The sequence below is a fragment of the Saccharopolyspora shandongensis genome (genome assembly GCF_900106995.1).
GTDB lineage: Bacteria > Actinomycetota > Actinomycetes > Mycobacteriales > Pseudonocardiaceae > Saccharopolyspora > Saccharopolyspora shandongensis.
This window is the reverse complement of sequence record NZ_FNOK01000014.1, coordinates 104,990-120,822: the sequence shown is the minus strand read 5'-3', so window position 1 is coordinate 120,822 and position 15,833 is coordinate 104,990. Positions and strand designations below refer to the sequence as shown.

Sequence of the window (15,833 nt, the reverse complement as noted above, 5' to 3'; positions counted from 1 at the left end):
AGGTGTGGCATGACCTCAACGTTGAGGATGAATGCCGAGTCGGCAGTCGAGGAGCCCGTACCGCCGTCCATGGTGGAGCGGATGACGCTGATCCTGGACCTGTTCGAGCACCCGCACACCCGTCGGAACCTGGAGGAGGTGACCCGGCGGACCCGGCTCCCCCGCTCGACGGCCCACCGCATCCTCGACCAGCTGGTGCGGTTGCGATGGCTCGACCACACGACGTCCGGATACCGGCTCGGCAAACGAGCGCTCGGGCTCGGCGGCCGCGAAATCGGGCAGAACGCCCTCCGCAGCGCGGCGGCACCAGTGCTCCACGACCTGGCGATCCGCACCAAGCTGGTCGTGCACTTGGCGGTCCTCTCCGGCACCGAGGTGTACTACCTCGACAAGGTGGGCGGGCGGTCCGCGGTCGACGTGCCCTCGCGCGTCGGCGGCCGGGCTCCGGCGCACTGCACGGCGCTGGGCAAGGCGATGCTCGCCTGGCTGCCCCCGGAACGGATCGACACCGAGTACGCCGACGCGGTCCGCCGGACCCCGCGCAGCATCGGCGATCTGGGCATCCTGCACCAGGAACTGGATCGCATCAGGCGCCGTCGCGGCCTGGCCTTCGAACGCGGAGAGTGCTTCGCCCACGTCAGCTGCGTCGGCATCGCGCTGCGCGGCCAGGAAGGTCCCGCGGCGGCGATCTCCCTGGTGGGCGACGTGCACACGCCCATGGAGCGGGTCGCGCCCCTCCTCATGCAGGCTGCGCACGCCGTGTCGAACGAGTTCTTCGCCGGGCCCGTCCTGTCGCGGCCCGACCTTTCGGCTCCCCAGCAGACGTGGTCGAGCGAGGCGATGACCCGCTTCCTCACGGTCGGAGACGGCGGCGACTGGCTCTAGAACCTGTTTCCGAACTCGCTCTGCGTGGCGGTGCGGGCAGCGGCCCCCTGCGGGAGTTGCTGTCGCCTTCTCGCTGTGGGATCCCCGACTCATGAATGCCAATTCACCACGTCGGGGCTGTCCTCGCGAGAAGCCCCCTGCGAACCCGCAGCGGTGCAAGCTGCGAGGGTGGGCTAAGCGGCTGCGCCGCTTCAAAGACAAAACCCCGCGATACCACACCTCACACCACAACACTCAACACAGCCTCCAGCCACCAGATCCGACGTCCGGCGCGCGAACCACGCGCCTCTATCCTGAATCCGGAACATCCGGACGTGCGGCTAGAACAGGGGGAACAGTGGCCAGAATCGCCGATGTGCGGCCGCCCGCATCGCCGGTGTCGAAAGGCCAGGTCGCGCGCCGCGATCGCATCCTCGACGCCGCCGCGGAACTCGGCGCCACGGCGGACTTCGACCGCGTGCAGATGCACGAGGTCGCCAAGGACGCCGGTGTCGCGATCGGGACGGTCTACCGCTACTTCCCGTCCAAGACGCACCTGTTCACCGCGGTGTTCGAGGCGCAGCTCGGCAAGTTCGTCGAGCAGCTGTGGCCGACCGGCGGCGCCGACGTCGTCACCGACATCGGCGAGGTCCTGGTGGTGTTGAGCCGTGAGCTGCTCAGCCGGCCCCGGCTGTGCTCGGCGATGATGCAGAGCACCGCCGCCAGCTACACCACGGATCCGAGCGGGTATCCGGACAACGACTCGGCGCTCTCCCGCGCCATCCTCCGCACGCTCGGGAAGTCCGCGCCCAGCGAGGAAGACCGGAGCACCGTCCGCCTGCTCGTGTTCAGCTGGTGGGGAGTGCTCGTCTCCAGCCTCAGCCGCAAGACGACGGCCGAGCAGGCGGAGGCCGACATGCGGCTGGCGGCCCGGCTGCTCCTCGCTCGATACCTGGCGTAGCCGATCGGCAGCGCTCGGCCGTTCGCTCACGACGAGGGCGAACCGGCCGAGCACGGGCGGAACCGCTGGAACCGCAACGGGTTTCCGCAACGAGGGAGCCGTCATGCTTCTTCCCCGGAGAACGTGGTGGCGACCTCGCCGAGCGGATCGATGACGGCGCGGAACCGCGTGCCCGGTGCGACCGGGACCAGCGGGCCCAGTGCGCCCGAGAGCACGATCTGCCCGGCTCGCAACGGATCGCCGAAGGACAGCGCCGTGCGGGCCAGCCAGGCGAGCGCGGCGAGCGGATCGCCGAGGCACGCGGCCCCGTCGCCCTCCGAGACCAGCTCGTCGTCGGCGTACAGCCGCATCACCGCCTCCCGCGGCTCGAACTCGTCGAGCGTGAGCCGGTGGTCGGCCAGCACGAACAGCCCGCTGGAGGCGTTGTCCGCGACCGTGTCGGTGATCGCGATGTCCCAGCCGGCGATCCGGCTGTCGACGATCTCCAGCGCCGGCACGGCGTAGTCGACCGCGGCGCGGACCTGCGCCTCGTCGAGCTCGCCGTCGGCCAGGTCCGCCTTCAGCACGAAGGCGATCTCCGCCTCGACCCTCGACTGCAGCAGCCGGTGGAACGGGATCACGGCCCGGCCCGAAACGTCCATGTCGGCGAAGAGCACTCCGAAGTCGGGCTGTTCGACGCCCATCTGCCGCTGGACGGCGGGCGAGGTCAGCCCGATCTTCCTGCCCACCGCCACCGCTCCCCTGGCTTCACGCCGCCGTGCGAGCTCCCGCTGCACCGCGTAGGCGAGAGCGATGTCGGTGTCGCCGAGAACGTCCCGCACCGGCTCGGTGGGGATTCCCGTCCGCTCGGCCCTGCTGAGGCGGTCGACCGCAGCGGCGATCGAAAGATCGTTGGAATTCCCGGAATCGGCCATCGATGCAAGCACACCGCTACGTTTGCGCGATTCGCCGCGCAGGCCCAGCGCCGGTCCCGCTGTCCGGGATCCGTTCACAGACGTGCCGCCAGCTGCCGCCGCAGCGCCGGGCCGGACCCGGCGAGCAGCTGATTGGCCTTGCCCCGCTTGAAGTACAGGTGCAGGTCGTGCTCGAAGGTGAACCCGACGCCGCCGTGCAGTTGCAGGCAATCCGCGGCCACCCGCATCAGGGTGTCCGCGCCGACCACCTTCGCCACCGCGGCGACGGTCGGCAGGTCGTCGCCCAGCTCGTCGGTCGCCTCGCCGGTGATGGCGAACCGCACCGCGTACTGCGCCGTGGCGACGGCGCCGTGGACCGCGACCGCGAGATCGGCGCACCGGTGCTTGAGCGCCTGGAACGAGCCGATCGCCCGCCCGAACTGCTCCCGCACCTTGAGGTAGCCCACGGTCTCGTCGAGGCACGCCTGCGCTGCGGCGGCGGACTCGGCGGCCAACGCGATCCGGGCGAGGGCGACCAGCCGGCGTGCGAGGGCCCCGTCATCGCCCTCGGGCGACAGTCGATCCGCGCGAGCACCGGTGAGCTCGACGTCCGCGAGCCGGCGCGTGTGGTCCAGCGCCCGGCGCGGCGTGCGGGTCACGCCCGGCTGCTCGGGGTCCACGAGATGGACTGCGGCGTCGTCCCCTTCGCCGCTGATCACCAGCAACACGTCCGCCGTCGCCCCGTGCGGGACCGCACCGACCACGCCCGACAGCCCTCCGCCGTCGGCCACGACCGGGCCGCGACCGGGGGTCTCGGTGAGGCCGGCCACGGCGATCGCGACCGGCTCCTCGGCGAGCCTCGCGAGCAAGGCCTCGCCGGGCTCGCCGGGCGTTCCCGCGTCGGCCGACTCGCTCAGCAGGGTCCCGGCGATCAGCGTGTCCGGCACCGGTGACGGCGCGACGGCGCGCCCGAATTCCTCGATCACCACAGCGGCCTCGGCGAACCCGAGCCCCAGCCCGCCGAACCGCTCCGGCACCGGGAGCCCGCCGAGCCCCAGATCCGCTACGCCGCGCCTGAAGAGCGCCCGGTCGTAGCCGTGGTCGCCGTCCATCGCCGCCCGCCGGTCCGACTCGGCGCGGAGGAAGTCGGCGACCGCCTTGCGCATCTCGTCGCGCAGGTCTTCGTTCTCGCTCACCGCGTACTCCGTTTCATCCGCGAGGCAGCCCGAGAACGCGCTCGGCGATGATGTTGCGCTGGATCTCGTTCGAGCCGCCGTAGATCGTGTCCGACCGGCTGAACAGGAACGACGTCTGCTCGGGCGAGAGGTCGTAGGGTTCGTCGACGGTGAGCGCCGCCGGCCCGACGACGTCGACGGCCAGCTCGCCCAGGTCCCGGTGCCAGGTCGCCCACTGCAGCTTGGACAGCGACGCCTCGAACCCGGACACCGAACTGCCTGCCGATCGCAGCGTCGACACCGCGGTGTAGCGCATCACCCGCAGGTCGATCCACGACTGCACGATGCGCCCGCGCAGCTCCTGATCGGCCAGCGCGCCGCCTTCCCTGGCGAGTTCGACGACGTGGTCGAGTTCGCGCTGGAAGCCGATCTGCTGGCCGAGCGTGGCGACGCCGCGCTCGAAGCCGAGCGTGCCCATCGCGACCCGCCAGCCGTCGCCCTCGTCGCCGACCCGGTTGGCCACCGGCGTGCGGGCGTTGTCGAAGAACACCTCGTTGAACTCGCTGGTGCCGGTGATCTGCCGGATCGGCCGGACCTCGACGCCCGGCTGGTCCATCGGGACCAGCAGGTAGGAGAGGCCCGCGTGCCGGCTCGACCCCGGGTCGGTGCGCGCGAGCACAAAGCACCAGTCGGCAACGTGCGCGAGCGAGGTCCACACCTTCTGCCCGTTCAGGACGTACTCGTCCCCTTCGCGCACCGCGCGCGTGCGGACGCCTGCGAGGTCGGATCCCGCACCAGGCTCGGAGTAGCCCTGGCACCAGAGCGCCTCTCCCGACAGGATTCCGGGCAGGAAGCGCCGCTTCTGCTCGTCGGAGCCGAACGCGAGGATCGTCGGACCGACGAGCTGCTCGCTCATGTGCAGCAACCGCCCCGGCCCGCCTGCCTTCGCGTACTCCTCGTGGAAGATCACCTGCTGCGCCAGGGAAGCACCGCGGCCGCCGTGCTCGACGGGCCAGCCGAGGCCGATCCAGCCGCCCGAACCGAGCCGGCGCTCCCACGCCAGCCTGCGGTCGAGCGCCTCGTCCTCCCGGCCCGAACCGCCGAGGCCGACGACGTCGGCGAACTCGCCGGTCAGCTCTTCGGCCAGCCATTCACGCACTTCGGCGCGGAATTCCTCATCACCGGTGCTCATCGTCAGGCCCCGTACACGGGTGTCGGCGGTTCGGCCTTCGCGACCAGGTCGGCGATGACCGCCGTCAGCTCCTGCGGCTCCCACCGGCCGTTCTTCACCGCGGGCGGGCCGTGCCGCCACCCGTCGGCGAGGGAGACCTCGCCGCCTTCGATCTCGAAGACCCGGCCGGTCGTGGTGGCCTCGTCGCTGCCCAACCACACCACGAGGCTGGAAACGTTCGCCGGATCCATCGCGTCGAAGCCGTCGGCGGGCTTGGCCATCCGCTCCGCGAAGACCGCCTCCGTCATCGGGGTCCGCGCCGACGGGGCGATGGCGTTGACGACCACGCCGTAGCGGGCGAACTCGACCGCGGCGACCTGGGTCAGCGCGGCGATGCCGGCCTTGCTCGCGCCGTAGTTCCCCTGGCCGACGCTGCCCATCAGCCCGGCCCCGGACGACGTGTTGACCACCCGGGCGGCGATCCGGTTGCCCGCCTTGGCCTGGTCCCGCCACCACGCGACCGCGTGGCGCAGCGGGGCGAAGTGCCCCTTGAGGTTGACGGTCATGACCTGGTCCCACTCGGACTCGCTCATGTTGACCAGCATCCGGTCCCGGTTGATGCCCGCGTTGTTGACGAGGGTGTCGAGCCCGCCGAACGTGCTCACGGCGAGGTCGATCACGCCCTTGCTGGCCGTCCAGTCGGCGATGTCGGCCACGACCGCGACCGCCTCGCCTCCCGCGGCCCGCACCTCCGCGGCGACGTCCTCGACGGACGGTGACATGTCGTTGAGGACGACCTTGGCGCCGTGGCGCGCGAATTCGAGGGCGTGCGCCCGGCCGAGGCCCTGCCCCGCACCGGTGATGATGGCGACCCGTCCCGCGCAGATGCCGGCCGTCGGCCCGTCGTGCTCCGTCATGCGCCCAGATAACCACACGATCCCGATAACAAGCAAGCGCTTGGTTCAATCACGCTCCCGGCGAGGCCCCACCACGGCCCGCGCACGGCGATGCCGGGCGACCGAGAAGGCGCCCACCGGTATCGATTCGATCTAAACCGACCGCAGCTACGGCTCCAGGCGGTCCCGTTCGAGCCGGCAGCCACACCAGTGGTCCGCAGTTTCCATTGAGCGTTTTTCATCCTGGTCGGCCCGCAGTCGCGGGTCGCAAAGGTGCACGTCGATGGGGTGTCGCATGCGCCGCAGGCGCATAGCCCACCTACGACACTTGCACCGCCGCGGGTTCACGGTGCCCACCCCTTCGGGGTTCCCTCGGCGAGGACGGCCCCTCCGCCGTGTATTGGACATACATCAGGAGGGGCACCCACAGACCAGGAAGCCTCTGAGGTTCCGCCACCCGCACCGCCACGCAAACTGAGGTCGGAAAAACCTCATTGAAACTGCGGAGGACTGGCCACCGGTCGCCGAACCAGCGAGCGCGGGCGGCACAAGGCCGCGGGCCGCCGGGAGCGGGAGCCCGCGGCTCAGGCGATCCCCACGGGAGACATGCGCCGATGCGGAGAATGAGCCCTCGAACAGGTGCTACAGGCGTTCGATGATCGTGACGTTGGCCTGGCCGCCGCCCTCGCACATCGTCTGCAACGCGAACCGCCCGCCGCGGCGCTCCAGCTCGTGCAGCATCGTCGTCATCAACCGGGCGCCCGTCGCCCCGATCGGATGGCCGAGCGCGATCCCGCCGCCGTTGACGTTCGTCCTGGCCAGGTCCGCGCCGGTCTCCTTCGCCCACGCCAGCACCACGGACGCGAACGCCTCGTTGACCTCGAACAGGTCGAAGTCGTCGATCGTCATCCCGGTCCGCTCCAGCGCGTGCCTGGTCGCCGGGATGGGGCCGGTCAGCATCCAGACCGGATCGGCGCCACGCACCGAGATGTGGTGGATGCGCGCACGCGGGGTCAGGCCGTGCTCTTCGACGGCGCGCGGCGAGGCGATCAGGACCGCCGCCGAGGCGTCGCTGATCTGCGACGCGACGGCCGCCGTGATCCGCTCACCGCCCGCGACGGGCTGCAGGCCCGCCATCTTCTCCAGGCTGGTGTCGCGCCGGGGCCCCTCGTCGGTGTCGAAGCCATCGACCGGTGCGATCTCCGCGGCGAACCGGCCCCCGTCGATCGCGGCGATGGCCCGCTGGTGGCTCTCGTAGGCGTAGGCCTCCATGTCGGCCCGCGAGATGTTCCAGTGCTCGGCGATCATCTCGGCCGAGCGGAACTGCGACACCTCCTGGTCGCCGTAGCGCTTGAGCCAGCCGGGCGACTCGGCAAAGGGCGTGCTGAAGCCGTACTGCTGGCCGACGAGCATCGCGGCCGAGATCGGGATGGCGGACATGTTCTGCACCCCACCCGCCACGATGAGGTCGGCGGTGCCGGAGAGCACGCCCTGCGCCGCGAAGTGGACCGCCTGCTGGCTCGACCCGCACTGCCGGTCGACGGTCACGCCCGGCACGTGGTCGGGCAGGCCCGCCACCAGCCACGCGGTCCGCGCGAGGTCCCCGGCCTGGGAACCGATCGTGTCGCAGCAGCCGAAGATGACGTCGTCGACCGCGCCGGGATCCACCCCGGTGCGATCCACGAGCGCGCGGATGGCGTGCGCGCCGAGGTCCGCCGAGTGCATCCCGGCGAGCGCTCCCCCGCGCCGCCCGACGGGAGTGCGGACGGCGTCGACGATGTAGGCCTCGGTCACGGAGTTCTCCTCGGATCGAAGTGTCTTGACGCCGGGTTTCGAACCCGGCCTGGTCTTGGCGGTCGCTTCAGGCTCGCCCCGAAGGGCCCGGACGGCGGTTTCGCGCGAAACCGCCACGCGCCCTCACGTGAAATGCCGGTTTCGCGCGAAACCGGCGCCCCGCGTTCCTGGCGGCCAGGCCGCGCACGTGCCCATGTCCCCCGCCGAAACGACCCCTTGGTCCTCGACGCGGCGATGCCGCTCAACGCCCGCTACCGATGCCGGAAGGGCGTTCCGCGGCGGGCGCTCACGCGTGCTGGCTGCTGGCGGACAGGACCTCGCCGGTGAGGTACGAGGCGTAGTCGCTGGCGAGGAAGACCATCACGTTGGCGATCTCCCACGGCTCGGCCGCACGGCCGAACGCCTCCCGGCCCTTGAGCTCGGCGAGCAGCTCGTCGCTGGTGACCTTCGCCAGGAACGGGTGCATCGCCAGGCTGGGCGAGACCGCGTTGACCCGGATGCCGTGCGGCGCCAGATCCATCGCGGCGCATCGGGTCAGCGCCATCACGCCGGCCTTCGCCGCCGCGTAGTGGGCCTGGCCCTCCTGCGCGCGCCAGCCCACCACCGAGGCGTTGTTGACGATGACGCCCTTCTTGCCCGCTTCGACCATGCGCTTGCCGGCCGCCCGCACGCAGCGGAAGGTACCGGTCAGCGTCACGTCGAGGACCTTGTGCCACTGCTCGTCGGTCATCTCCAGCACGGACGCCGTGCCGCCGAGGCCGGCATTGTTGATCACCACGTCCGCGCCGCCGAACGCCTCGGTCGCGTCGAACAGCGCGTCGATCTGCGCCTCGGCGGTCACGTCGCACACGACCGAGGCGACCCGGTCACCACCGAACTCCTCGCCCAGCGCCTTCTCCGCCTCGGCGAGGCGCCGCTCGTGCGTGTCGCCGATGACGACGGCCTTGGCGCCCTCTTCGAGGCACCGGTGGGCGGCGGCGGCCCCGATCCCGGCCCCCGCGGCGGCGGTGACCACGACGGTCCTGCCTTCGAGGAGGCGGTGGGCCGGCGGGCAGTCCGGCGTGGGCTGTTCCTTCTTCGACGACGTCACTGCGGCTCCCAAACCGATCGCTGTGAGCGGATGACCACGGGTCCTGGCCAAGGACCGGCGATTTCCCGTAGGGTAGCAAACCAAGCACTTGTTTGGGAAAGGACGTGAAGGAGCATGCCCAGTACCAGCGACGACTCGGTGGTCACCTACGAACGCCGAGGCGCGGTCGCCCTCGTGACCCTGAACCGGCCCGAGTACCGCAACGCGCAGAACTCGAAGATGACCTACGCGCTCGACGCCGCGTTCAGCCGTGCCGTGGACGACGACGAGGTCAAGGTGATCGTGCTGGCTGGCAACGGCAAGCACTTCTGCGCAGGGCACGACATCGGCACGCCGGAGCGCGACGCCGACCAGAGCTTCGACCGCAAGGCCGTGATCTGGTGGGACCACACCGGCCGGGAAGGCGTGGACCGCCGCTTCGCACGCGAGTCGGAGGTCTACCTCGGCATGTGCCGCCGGTGGCGGGAGATCCCGAAGCCGATGATCGCGATGGTGCACGGCGCGTGCGTGGCCGGCGGGCTGATGCTCGCCTGGTCGTGCGACTTCATCGTCGCCTCCGACGACGCGTTCTTCGCCGACCCGGTGGTGAAGATGGGCATCCCGGGCGTCGAGTACTTCGCCCACCCGTGGGTCATGAACCCGCGTGCCGCCAAGGAGTTCCTCTACACCGGCGACCGCATGCCCGCGCAGCGCGCGCACGAGCTGGGCATGGTCAACCACGTCGTGGAGCGGGCCGAGCTGGAATCCTTCACCCTCGACCTCGCCGGGCGCATCGGCGCGATGCCGGGCTTCGGGCTCGCCCTGACCAAGAAGGCGATCAACCAGGCGGAGGACCTGCAGGGCATGCGGGCCGGCATGGACTCGGTGTTCGGCCTGCACCACGCCGCGCACGCACATAACGCGGAGGTCGGCGGCGACTCCCTGGCCGGGATGGACGCGCGCAAGATGCGCGACGCGGCCGAGCGGAAAGACAAGGACGCATGAACATCGACTTCACCGAGCAGGAGCTGGCCTTCCGCGACGAAGCCCGGGCCTGGCTGCACGACAACGTCCCGGCGAAGCCGCTGCCGCCACTGGATTCCGCCGAGGGGTTCGCGGCCCGGCGCGAATGGGAGGCCACCCTCGCCGAGGCCCGCTGGTCGGTCGTCTCGTGGCCGGCGGAGTACTTCGGCCGGGATGCCTCGATGATCGAGTGGGTCCTGTTCGAGGAGGAGTACTACCGCAGCGGCGCGCCGGTGCGCGTCGCGCAGAACGGGATCTCGCTGCTCGCCCCGATCATCTTCGGGCACGGCACGCAGGAACAGCGGGACCGGTACCTGCCGTCGATGGCCAACGGCACCGAGATCTGGGCCCAGGCATGGTCGGAGCCCGAGGCCGGCAGCGACCTAGCGTCGATCCGCAGCACGGCCGCGCGCGACGAGGCACGCGGCGGCTGGGTGCTCAACGGGCAGAAGACGTGGAGCTCGCGGGCGCCCTACGCCGACCGCGGGTTCGGCCTGTTCCGCTCGGACCCGGACGCCGAGCGGCACCGCGGGCTGACCTACTTCCTGTTCCCGCTGAACGCCGACGGCATCACGATCCGGCCGATCCCCCAGCTCGACGGGCACCCCGGCTTCGCGGAGATCTTCTTCGACGACGTGTTCGTGCCCGACGCCGACGTGCTCGGCGCGCCGGGCGACGGCTGGCGGGTGGCCATGAGCACCGCAGGCAACGAGCGCGGCCTGTCGCTGCGCTCGCCGGGCCGGTTCTGCGCGGCGGCCGACCGGCTGGTGGCGCTGTGGCGCGAACGCGGCGCGGACCAGCCGCACCTGCGCGACCGCGTGGTCGACTCGTGGATCGCGGCGCAGGCCTACCGGCTCTACACGTGGGGCACGGTCACGCGGCTATCCGGCGGTGGCGACATCGGCGCGCACGGCAGCGTGAACAAGCTGTTCTGGTCCCAGCTCGACGTCGCGCTGCACGAGACCGCGCTGGATCTCCTCGGGCCGGAGTCCGAGCTGCGCGGCCCGGACGCGGCGGCCGACGGCGCGTGGCTGGACGGCTATCTGTTCTCGCTGTCGGGGCCGATCTACGCGGGGACGAACGAGATCCAGCGCAACATCGTGGCCGAGCGCTTGCTCGGCCTGCCGAAGGGAGGCCGAGCCCGATGAGGTTCGAGTTGAACGACGAACAGCTCGCCTTCTCCCGGTCGCTGGACGACTTCCTCGGCACCGCGGGGGCGCCGGACGCGGCCCGCGCGTGGGGCGAGGGCGATGCGGCGGCCGGGCGGAAGATCTGGCAGCGCCTGGCCGATCTCGGCGTGCACGCCCTGTGCGTGCCGGAGGACGCAGGCGGGCTCGGGGCGGCGCCGATCGACGTGGTCGTCGCGTTCGAGCAGCTCGGCCGCCACCTCGTGCCCGGGCCGTACGTCGAGTCCGTCGTCGTCGCGCCCGCACTGCTGCAGGCGGCCGACCCGGAATCGCTCGCGGAGCTGGCCGCCGGAAGCCGGGTGGTGACGCTCGCCGCGCCGCCCACCACGCCGTTCGCGCTCGACGCCGATGTCGCCGACCGCGTCCTGCTGGTCGAGGGCGACGAGCTGCACCTCGCGGAGGCGGGATCGCTGCGGCGTTCCGTGGACAACACCCGCAGGCTCTTCGAGGTGACCGCGAAGGACCGGCTCGCCACGCTGCCGACCGGCGTGGCCGCCGCCGCGCTCGACGCGGCCGCGCTCGCCTGCTCCGCCCAGCTGCTCGGCGCCGGTGAGCGCCTGCTCGAGGAGGCCGTGGAGTACGCCAAGAACCGGCGTCAGTTCGGCCGGGCGATCGGCGAGTTCCAGGCCCTCAAGCACGCGCTCGCCGATGTCCGCGTGGCGCTCGACTTCGCCCGGCCGTTGCTGCACGGCGCGGCGCTGTCGGTGGGGTCGGCGGATGCCGCGCGGGACGTGTCGGCGGCCAAGATCGCCGCCTCCGACGCGGCCTACCTCGCTTCCCGCACGGCGCTGCAGGTGCACGGCGCGATCGGCTACACGCTGGAGCACGATCTCGGCCTGTGGATCACGAAGGTGCGCGCTCTGATCGCGGCCTGGGGCACCACGTCGACCCACCGCGCCCGCGTCCTCGCGGCGATCACGGCGTCCTGACGCGAAAAATCGGTGCTCGCCGCGACAGCAGCGGCGAGCACCGATTCGCATTGCGGCGCGAAAACCCGTTCAGCAAGACGAAATCGTCCACTGAGACGGCATCCGCAGCCGGGTTGCGAGCCCCCACAGACCGTGCAGGCTGGAACCACCAGGAAGACGGGCCCTGCCGGCCTTCCAGACCCGCAATTTCAATGGAAATCGCGGTCGGTCGGTGTGCCGGGCCACGACACGCCGAAGACTGTCGACAACGTCCGCAGTTTCGATTGAACCGACGGTCTCCATCACTTCCACGTGCCGATCTTCCAGCACGGCCATCGAACGTTCGTCAACATCTGAGATGCGACCGACCAGAAGCGCGTTGAAAAGCCTTTCAGCGCAACGCAATACCTCGACTGGATGCTAGTGGTGCGGCGGGGCGTACCCCGCCGCACCACCATCAGCGAGCCGTGAACACGAATCCCTCGTAGCCGTCGGCCTTGATCGCCTCGCAGCGCTCGCGGTAGGCGCCCAGCCCTGCCACGTAGGGCATGAACCGGCGCGGCTTGCCCTCGATGTTCGCCCCGAGGTACCAGGAGTTGGCCCGCGGGAACAGCGTGGCGTCCGCGGCTTGCTGGACGTGATCGGTCCACTTCACCGCGGCATCGTCGCGCACTTCCACCTGGGCGGCGCCGGTCTCGTCGGCGTGCCGGACCAGCTCGGCCAGCCAGTCGACCTGCTGCTCCGCGGTCAGCACCATGTTGGACAGCACCGACGGCGCGCCGGGGCCGTTGACGGTGAACAGGTTGGGGAAGCCGGGGATCTGCACGCCGAGGTAGGTGACCGGCCCCTCGGCCCACGCGTCCTTGATCCGGTCGCCACGCGGGCCGGTGATGTCGATCCGGGTGAGCGCACCGGTCATCGCATCGAAACCGGTGGCGTAGACCAGCACGTCCAGTTCGCGGAGCCCGGCGCTGGTCTCGATGCCGGCGGCGGTGATCCGCGTGATCGGTTCCCGGCGCAGGTTGACCAGCTCGACCTTGTCCAGGTTGAACGTCTCGAAGTACCCGGAGTCGGTGCAGATCCGCTTGGTCCCGATGGGGTGGTCGGTCGGGATCAGGTCCTCGGCGGTGCGCGGGTCCGCGACGATCTGCCGGATCTTCCGCTCCGCGAACTCGCGCGCGAAGTCGTTCGCCTCGATGTCGGTGAACTGGTCGGGGAAGGTCTTGCCGTACAGCACACCGCCGTTGCGCCACCCGGCCTCCAGCGCGGCCTCGCGCTCTTCCGGGGTGCATTCCGCCGCGCGCTTCGGGTGCGCCTGGTGCGGCGAACCGCCGCCGCTCATGCGGGCCTTCGTCCGCCGCGCCGGGTATTCCTCGCGGATGCGGCGCTGGTCGGCGTCGGTGAGCTGCCGATTCAGCGCGGGCACGCTGTAGTTCGGCGTGCGCTGGAACACGGTGAGCGAGTCGGCCTCGCCGGCGAGGATCGGCACCGACTGGACCGACGACGAGCCCGTGCCGATGATGCCGACGCGCTTGCCCCGCAGCGACGGGCCGGGCTCCGGCCAGCGCGCGGTGAAGTAGGTCTCGCCGGCGAAGGTGTCGGCGCCGGGGATGTCCGGCTTGTTCAGGGCCGACAGCGAACCGGTGGCGAACAGGACGTACCGCGCGGCGTACTCGTCGCCGTCCTCGGTGCGCACCTCCCACCGCGACGCGTGCTCGTCGAAGTTCGCGGCCACGACCCGCTTGTCCAGCTCGATGTGCCGGCGCAGGTCGAACCGGTCCGCGACGTGGTGGATGTAGGAGAGGATCTCCGGCTGGGTCGCGTAGCGCTCGCTCCACACCCAGTCGCGCTGCAGGTCCTCGTCGAACGAGTACGAGTAGTCGATGCTCTCCACGTCGCAGCGGGCGCCGGGATAGCGGTTGAAGAACCACGTGCCGCCGACGTCCTCGCCTGCTTCGAGGCAGATCACGTCGAGTCCGGCTCGCCGGAACGCGTGCACGGCGTACAGACCGGCGAATCCGGCGCCGACGACCAGGACGTCGCGCACCGCGCTGTGAGCTCCGATGGTCAAGACGTTGCTCCTTGCTTCGTGGCTGCGCACAGGTCGTGCCACAGCAGATCGCGGGCCGACCGGCCGGCCTGCAGGGACATGATGGTCAGGAACCCGTGGAACAGGCCCGGATAGTGCCGGTGCGTCACCGGAACTCCGTCCCGGGCGAGCGCGGCCGCATACGCCCCTCCCTCGTCGGACAGCGGGTCCAGGCCCGCGGTGACGACGACGGCGGGCGGCAGGCCGCGCAAGGTGTCCGCGGCGGGCGGGACGACCTGGTGCCGGGGCCCGGCCACGCCGTCCGCCGGCAGGTACTGGCGCCAGTACCACTCCATGGCGGCCCTGGTGTTCCCGTAACCGGTGCCGTACTCGCGGTAGCTGCCGGTGTCGCACGACGGGTCGAGCACGGGGTAGATCAGCACTTGCCCGGCCACCGCGGGCCCGCCGTTGTCCCTGGCCATCAGGCAGGCGGCGGCGGCGAGGTTCCCGCCCGCGCTGTCGCCGGCGATCAGCAGCCGGCCCGGGTCTCCGCCGAGCGCACTGGCGTTCTCGGCGGCCCAGGTCAGCGCGGCGTAGGCGTCGAGGGCGGCGGCGGGCGCCTTGTGCTCGGGCGCGAGCCGGTAGTCCACCGAGACCACCACCGACGACGTCCGCCCCGACAGCTCGCGGCAGAACGCGTCGTGCGACTCGATGTCGCAGAACACGAACCCGCCGCCGTGGCAGAAGACGACGACCGGCAACGGTCTGTCACCTCGCTGGTGCGGGAAGTACAGGCGGACGGGCACGCCACCGCCGGGCCCGGGGATCTCGCGGTCCTCGGTGCGCGCCACATCATCCCGATTGCCCACCGGTTGCCGCCGCGCCGCGATCGCCGCCCGCGCCTCCGGTCCCGTCATCTCCTCGACCTTCGGGAATCCCGCGTCGAGCGACCGGATGACCGCCGCGACCTCTGCGTCGAACACGTTCTCCTCCTCAGATCGTCTGGCCGCCGTCGATCACGAAGTCCTGCCCGGTGCAGTAGCTGCTCGCGTCACCGGCGAGGAACGCCACGAGCGCGGACACCTCCGCGGGCGCACCGGCCCGCGGGATCGGCTGGTTCGCCACCGCGCCGCCGCCCGCCCTGGTCTCCTCCGAGATCATCGCGGTGTCGATCGCGCCGGGGCAGATGCAGTTGACCCGGATCCCGAACTCGCCGAGCTCCTTGGCCGCCGACTTGCTCGCCCCGCGCAGGCCCCACTTCGAGGCGCCGTACCCGATCCCACCGGCGAACCCCGTGAGCCCCGCGGTCGAGGCGACGTTGATGATCGAGCCGCCCCGGTCGCGCATCAGCGGGAGCACGGCCTGCATCCCGAGGATCGGGCCGACCAGGTTGACGTCCAGCGCCCGCGCGAGGTGGTCCTCCTCGAGCGCCGCCAGCGGGGCCAAGCCGTAGAACCCCGCGTTGTTGACGAGCACGTCGACCCGGCCGAACTCGGCCCGAGCGCGCCGCATCGCCTCGGCCCACGCGCTCTTGCTCCGCACGTCCAGTTCCAGGGCGAGGGTCTTCACGTCGAGCTCCGCAGCGACCGCAGCGACCGCGCCCTGGTCCAGGTCGGCGAGCACCACGTCGGCCCCGAGCCTCGCGAGCGTCCTGGCGTGCACGGCGCCCTGTCCTTGAGCGGCACCGGTGATGAAGACGACCTTGTCCCGCAAGTCCACCAGCTGCTCCGTCACATCCCACATCCCTCGTGCCAGATCACCGAGCAAGCGCTTGGTGCGGTGGACCATACACCTTTCCGGAAAGCGGAGCGAGGCTGTGCGACCAATCCACGACATCGACGACCCGGAGCGGACTCGATCCAG

General features: G+C 71.1%; 14 protein-coding genes. 5 read left to right on the top strand and 9 right to left on the bottom strand.

Translation table 11 applies throughout. The features are described 5' to 3' along the window. The first annotated feature begins 9 nt into the window (after nucleotides 1-9). Nucleotides 10-885, top strand: coding sequence for an IclR family transcriptional regulator (locus tag BLW84_RS17305; protein WP_218157353.1), 876 nt, complete (start codon nucleotides 10-12; stop codon nucleotides 883-885). A gap of 337 nt (nucleotides 886-1,222) precedes the next feature. Further along, nucleotides 1,223-1,825, top strand: a complete 603-nt coding sequence (locus BLW84_RS17300; protein ID WP_093266543.1) for a TetR/AcrR family transcriptional regulator — start codon at nucleotides 1,223-1,225, stop codon at nucleotides 1,823-1,825. Between the two features lie 101 nt (nucleotides 1,826-1,926). Here BLW84_RS17300 and BLW84_RS17295 read toward each other — a convergent pair whose 3' ends face one another. The 6 genes from BLW84_RS17295 to BLW84_RS17270 all read right to left on the bottom strand — a co-directional run bounded on the left by BLW84_RS17295 (nucleotide 1,927) and on the right by BLW84_RS17270 (nucleotide 8,844). Continuing rightward, nucleotides 1,927-2,739: a 2-keto-4-pentenoate hydratase gene (locus BLW84_RS17295; protein ID WP_093266542.1), complete on the bottom strand. Its 813-nt coding sequence runs from the start codon at nucleotides 2,737-2,739 to the stop codon at nucleotides 1,927-1,929. Nucleotides 2,740-2,813: 74 nt separating this feature from the next. Next, complete coding sequence (locus tag BLW84_RS17290; RefSeq protein WP_093266540.1) at nucleotides 2,814-3,914, bottom strand: acyl-CoA dehydrogenase family protein; 1,101 nt, start codon at nucleotides 3,912-3,914, stop codon at nucleotides 2,814-2,816. 13 nt (nucleotides 3,915-3,927) lie between these two features. Then, nucleotides 3,928-5,085: an acyl-CoA dehydrogenase family protein gene (locus BLW84_RS17285; protein ID WP_093266539.1), complete on the bottom strand. Its 1,158-nt coding sequence runs from the start codon at nucleotides 5,083-5,085 to the stop codon at nucleotides 3,928-3,930. Nucleotides 5,086-5,087: 2 nt separating this feature from the next. Continuing rightward, a complete protein-coding gene (locus BLW84_RS17280; RefSeq protein WP_093266537.1) occupies nucleotides 5,088-5,981 on the bottom strand; it encodes an SDR family oxidoreductase in 894 nt (297 codons plus the stop codon). Between the two features lie 621 nt (nucleotides 5,982-6,602). Next, the gene (locus tag BLW84_RS17275) at nucleotides 6,603-7,754 is read right to left on the bottom strand and encodes an acetyl-CoA C-acetyltransferase (protein WP_093266536.1); all 1,152 of its coding nucleotides are present in this window, start codon (nucleotides 7,752-7,754) and stop codon (nucleotides 6,603-6,605) included. 286 nt (nucleotides 7,755-8,040) lie between these two features. Beyond that, nucleotides 8,041-8,844, bottom strand: a complete 804-nt coding sequence (locus tag BLW84_RS17270; protein ID WP_093266534.1) for an SDR family oxidoreductase — start codon at nucleotides 8,842-8,844, stop codon at nucleotides 8,041-8,043. Nucleotides 8,845-8,958: 114 nt separating this feature from the next. On the opposite strand from BLW84_RS17270, the gene BLW84_RS17265 reads away from it, so the two are divergent. From BLW84_RS17265 to BLW84_RS17255, 3 genes are read left to right on the top strand one after another with little or no spacing between them, the layout of a single operon-like run. Beyond that, entirely contained in the window at nucleotides 8,959-9,828 is an 870-nt protein-coding gene (locus BLW84_RS17265; protein WP_093266532.1) for an enoyl-CoA hydratase, read from the top strand. Then, nucleotides 9,825-10,994, top strand: a complete 1,170-nt coding sequence (locus tag BLW84_RS17260; RefSeq protein ID WP_093266531.1) for an acyl-CoA dehydrogenase family protein — start codon at nucleotides 9,825-9,827, stop codon at nucleotides 10,992-10,994. The genes BLW84_RS17265 and BLW84_RS17260 overlap by 4 nt, the downstream gene beginning before the upstream one ends. Continuing rightward, nucleotides 10,991-11,962 (top strand): acyl-CoA dehydrogenase family protein, encoded by a 972-nt coding sequence (locus tag BLW84_RS17255; protein ID WP_093266529.1) that lies wholly within the window; start codon nucleotides 10,991-10,993, stop codon nucleotides 11,960-11,962. Before BLW84_RS17260 ends, BLW84_RS17255 begins: the two co-directional genes overlap by 4 nt. Nucleotides 11,963-12,398: 436 nt before the next feature. Here the strand turns inward: BLW84_RS17255 and BLW84_RS17250 are convergent, their stop codons facing one another. The 3 genes from BLW84_RS17250 to BLW84_RS17240 are packed head-to-tail and all read right to left on the bottom strand — an operon-like array spanning nucleotide 12,399 to nucleotide 15,704. Beyond that, entirely contained in the window at nucleotides 12,399-14,012 is a 1,614-nt protein-coding gene (locus BLW84_RS17250) for a flavin-containing monooxygenase (protein WP_245761208.1), read from the bottom strand. After that, nucleotides 14,009-14,953 carry an alpha/beta hydrolase gene (locus BLW84_RS17245; protein WP_245761207.1) on the bottom strand — a complete coding sequence of 315 codons (945 nt, stop codon included), beginning with the start codon at nucleotides 14,951-14,953 and terminating at the stop codon, nucleotides 14,009-14,011. Before BLW84_RS17245 ends, BLW84_RS17250 begins: the two co-directional genes overlap by 4 nt. 10 nt (nucleotides 14,954-14,963) lie before the next feature. Beyond that, nucleotides 14,964-15,704, bottom strand: coding sequence for an SDR family NAD(P)-dependent oxidoreductase (locus BLW84_RS17240; protein WP_093266639.1), 741 nt, complete (start codon nucleotides 15,702-15,704; stop codon nucleotides 14,964-14,966). Nucleotides 15,705-15,833: the final 129 nt, after the last annotated feature.

Coding starts and splice junctions, on each gene's coding strand:
- BLW84_RS17260 (WP_093266531.1), top strand. CDS start 9,825: ATGAACATCGACTTCACCGAGCAGGAGCTGGCCTTCCGCGACGAAGCC.
- BLW84_RS17295 (WP_093266542.1), bottom strand. CDS start 2,739: ATGGCCGATTCCGGGAATTCCAACGATCTTTCGATCGCCGCTGCGGTC.
- BLW84_RS17265 (WP_093266532.1), top strand. CDS start 8,959: ATGCCCAGTACCAGCGACGACTCGGTGGTCACCTACGAACGCCGAGGC.
- BLW84_RS17285 (WP_093266539.1), bottom strand. CDS start 5,085: ATGAGCACCGGTGATGAGGAATTCCGCGCCGAAGTGCGTGAATGGCTG.
- BLW84_RS17255 (WP_093266529.1), top strand. CDS start 10,991: ATGAGGTTCGAGTTGAACGACGAACAGCTCGCCTTCTCCCGGTCGCTG.
- BLW84_RS17305 (WP_218157353.1), top strand. CDS start 10: ATGACCTCAACGTTGAGGATGAATGCCGAGTCGGCAGTCGAGGAGCCC.
- BLW84_RS17280 (WP_093266537.1), bottom strand. CDS start 5,981: ATGACGGAGCACGACGGGCCGACGGCCGGCATCTGCGCGGGACGGGTC.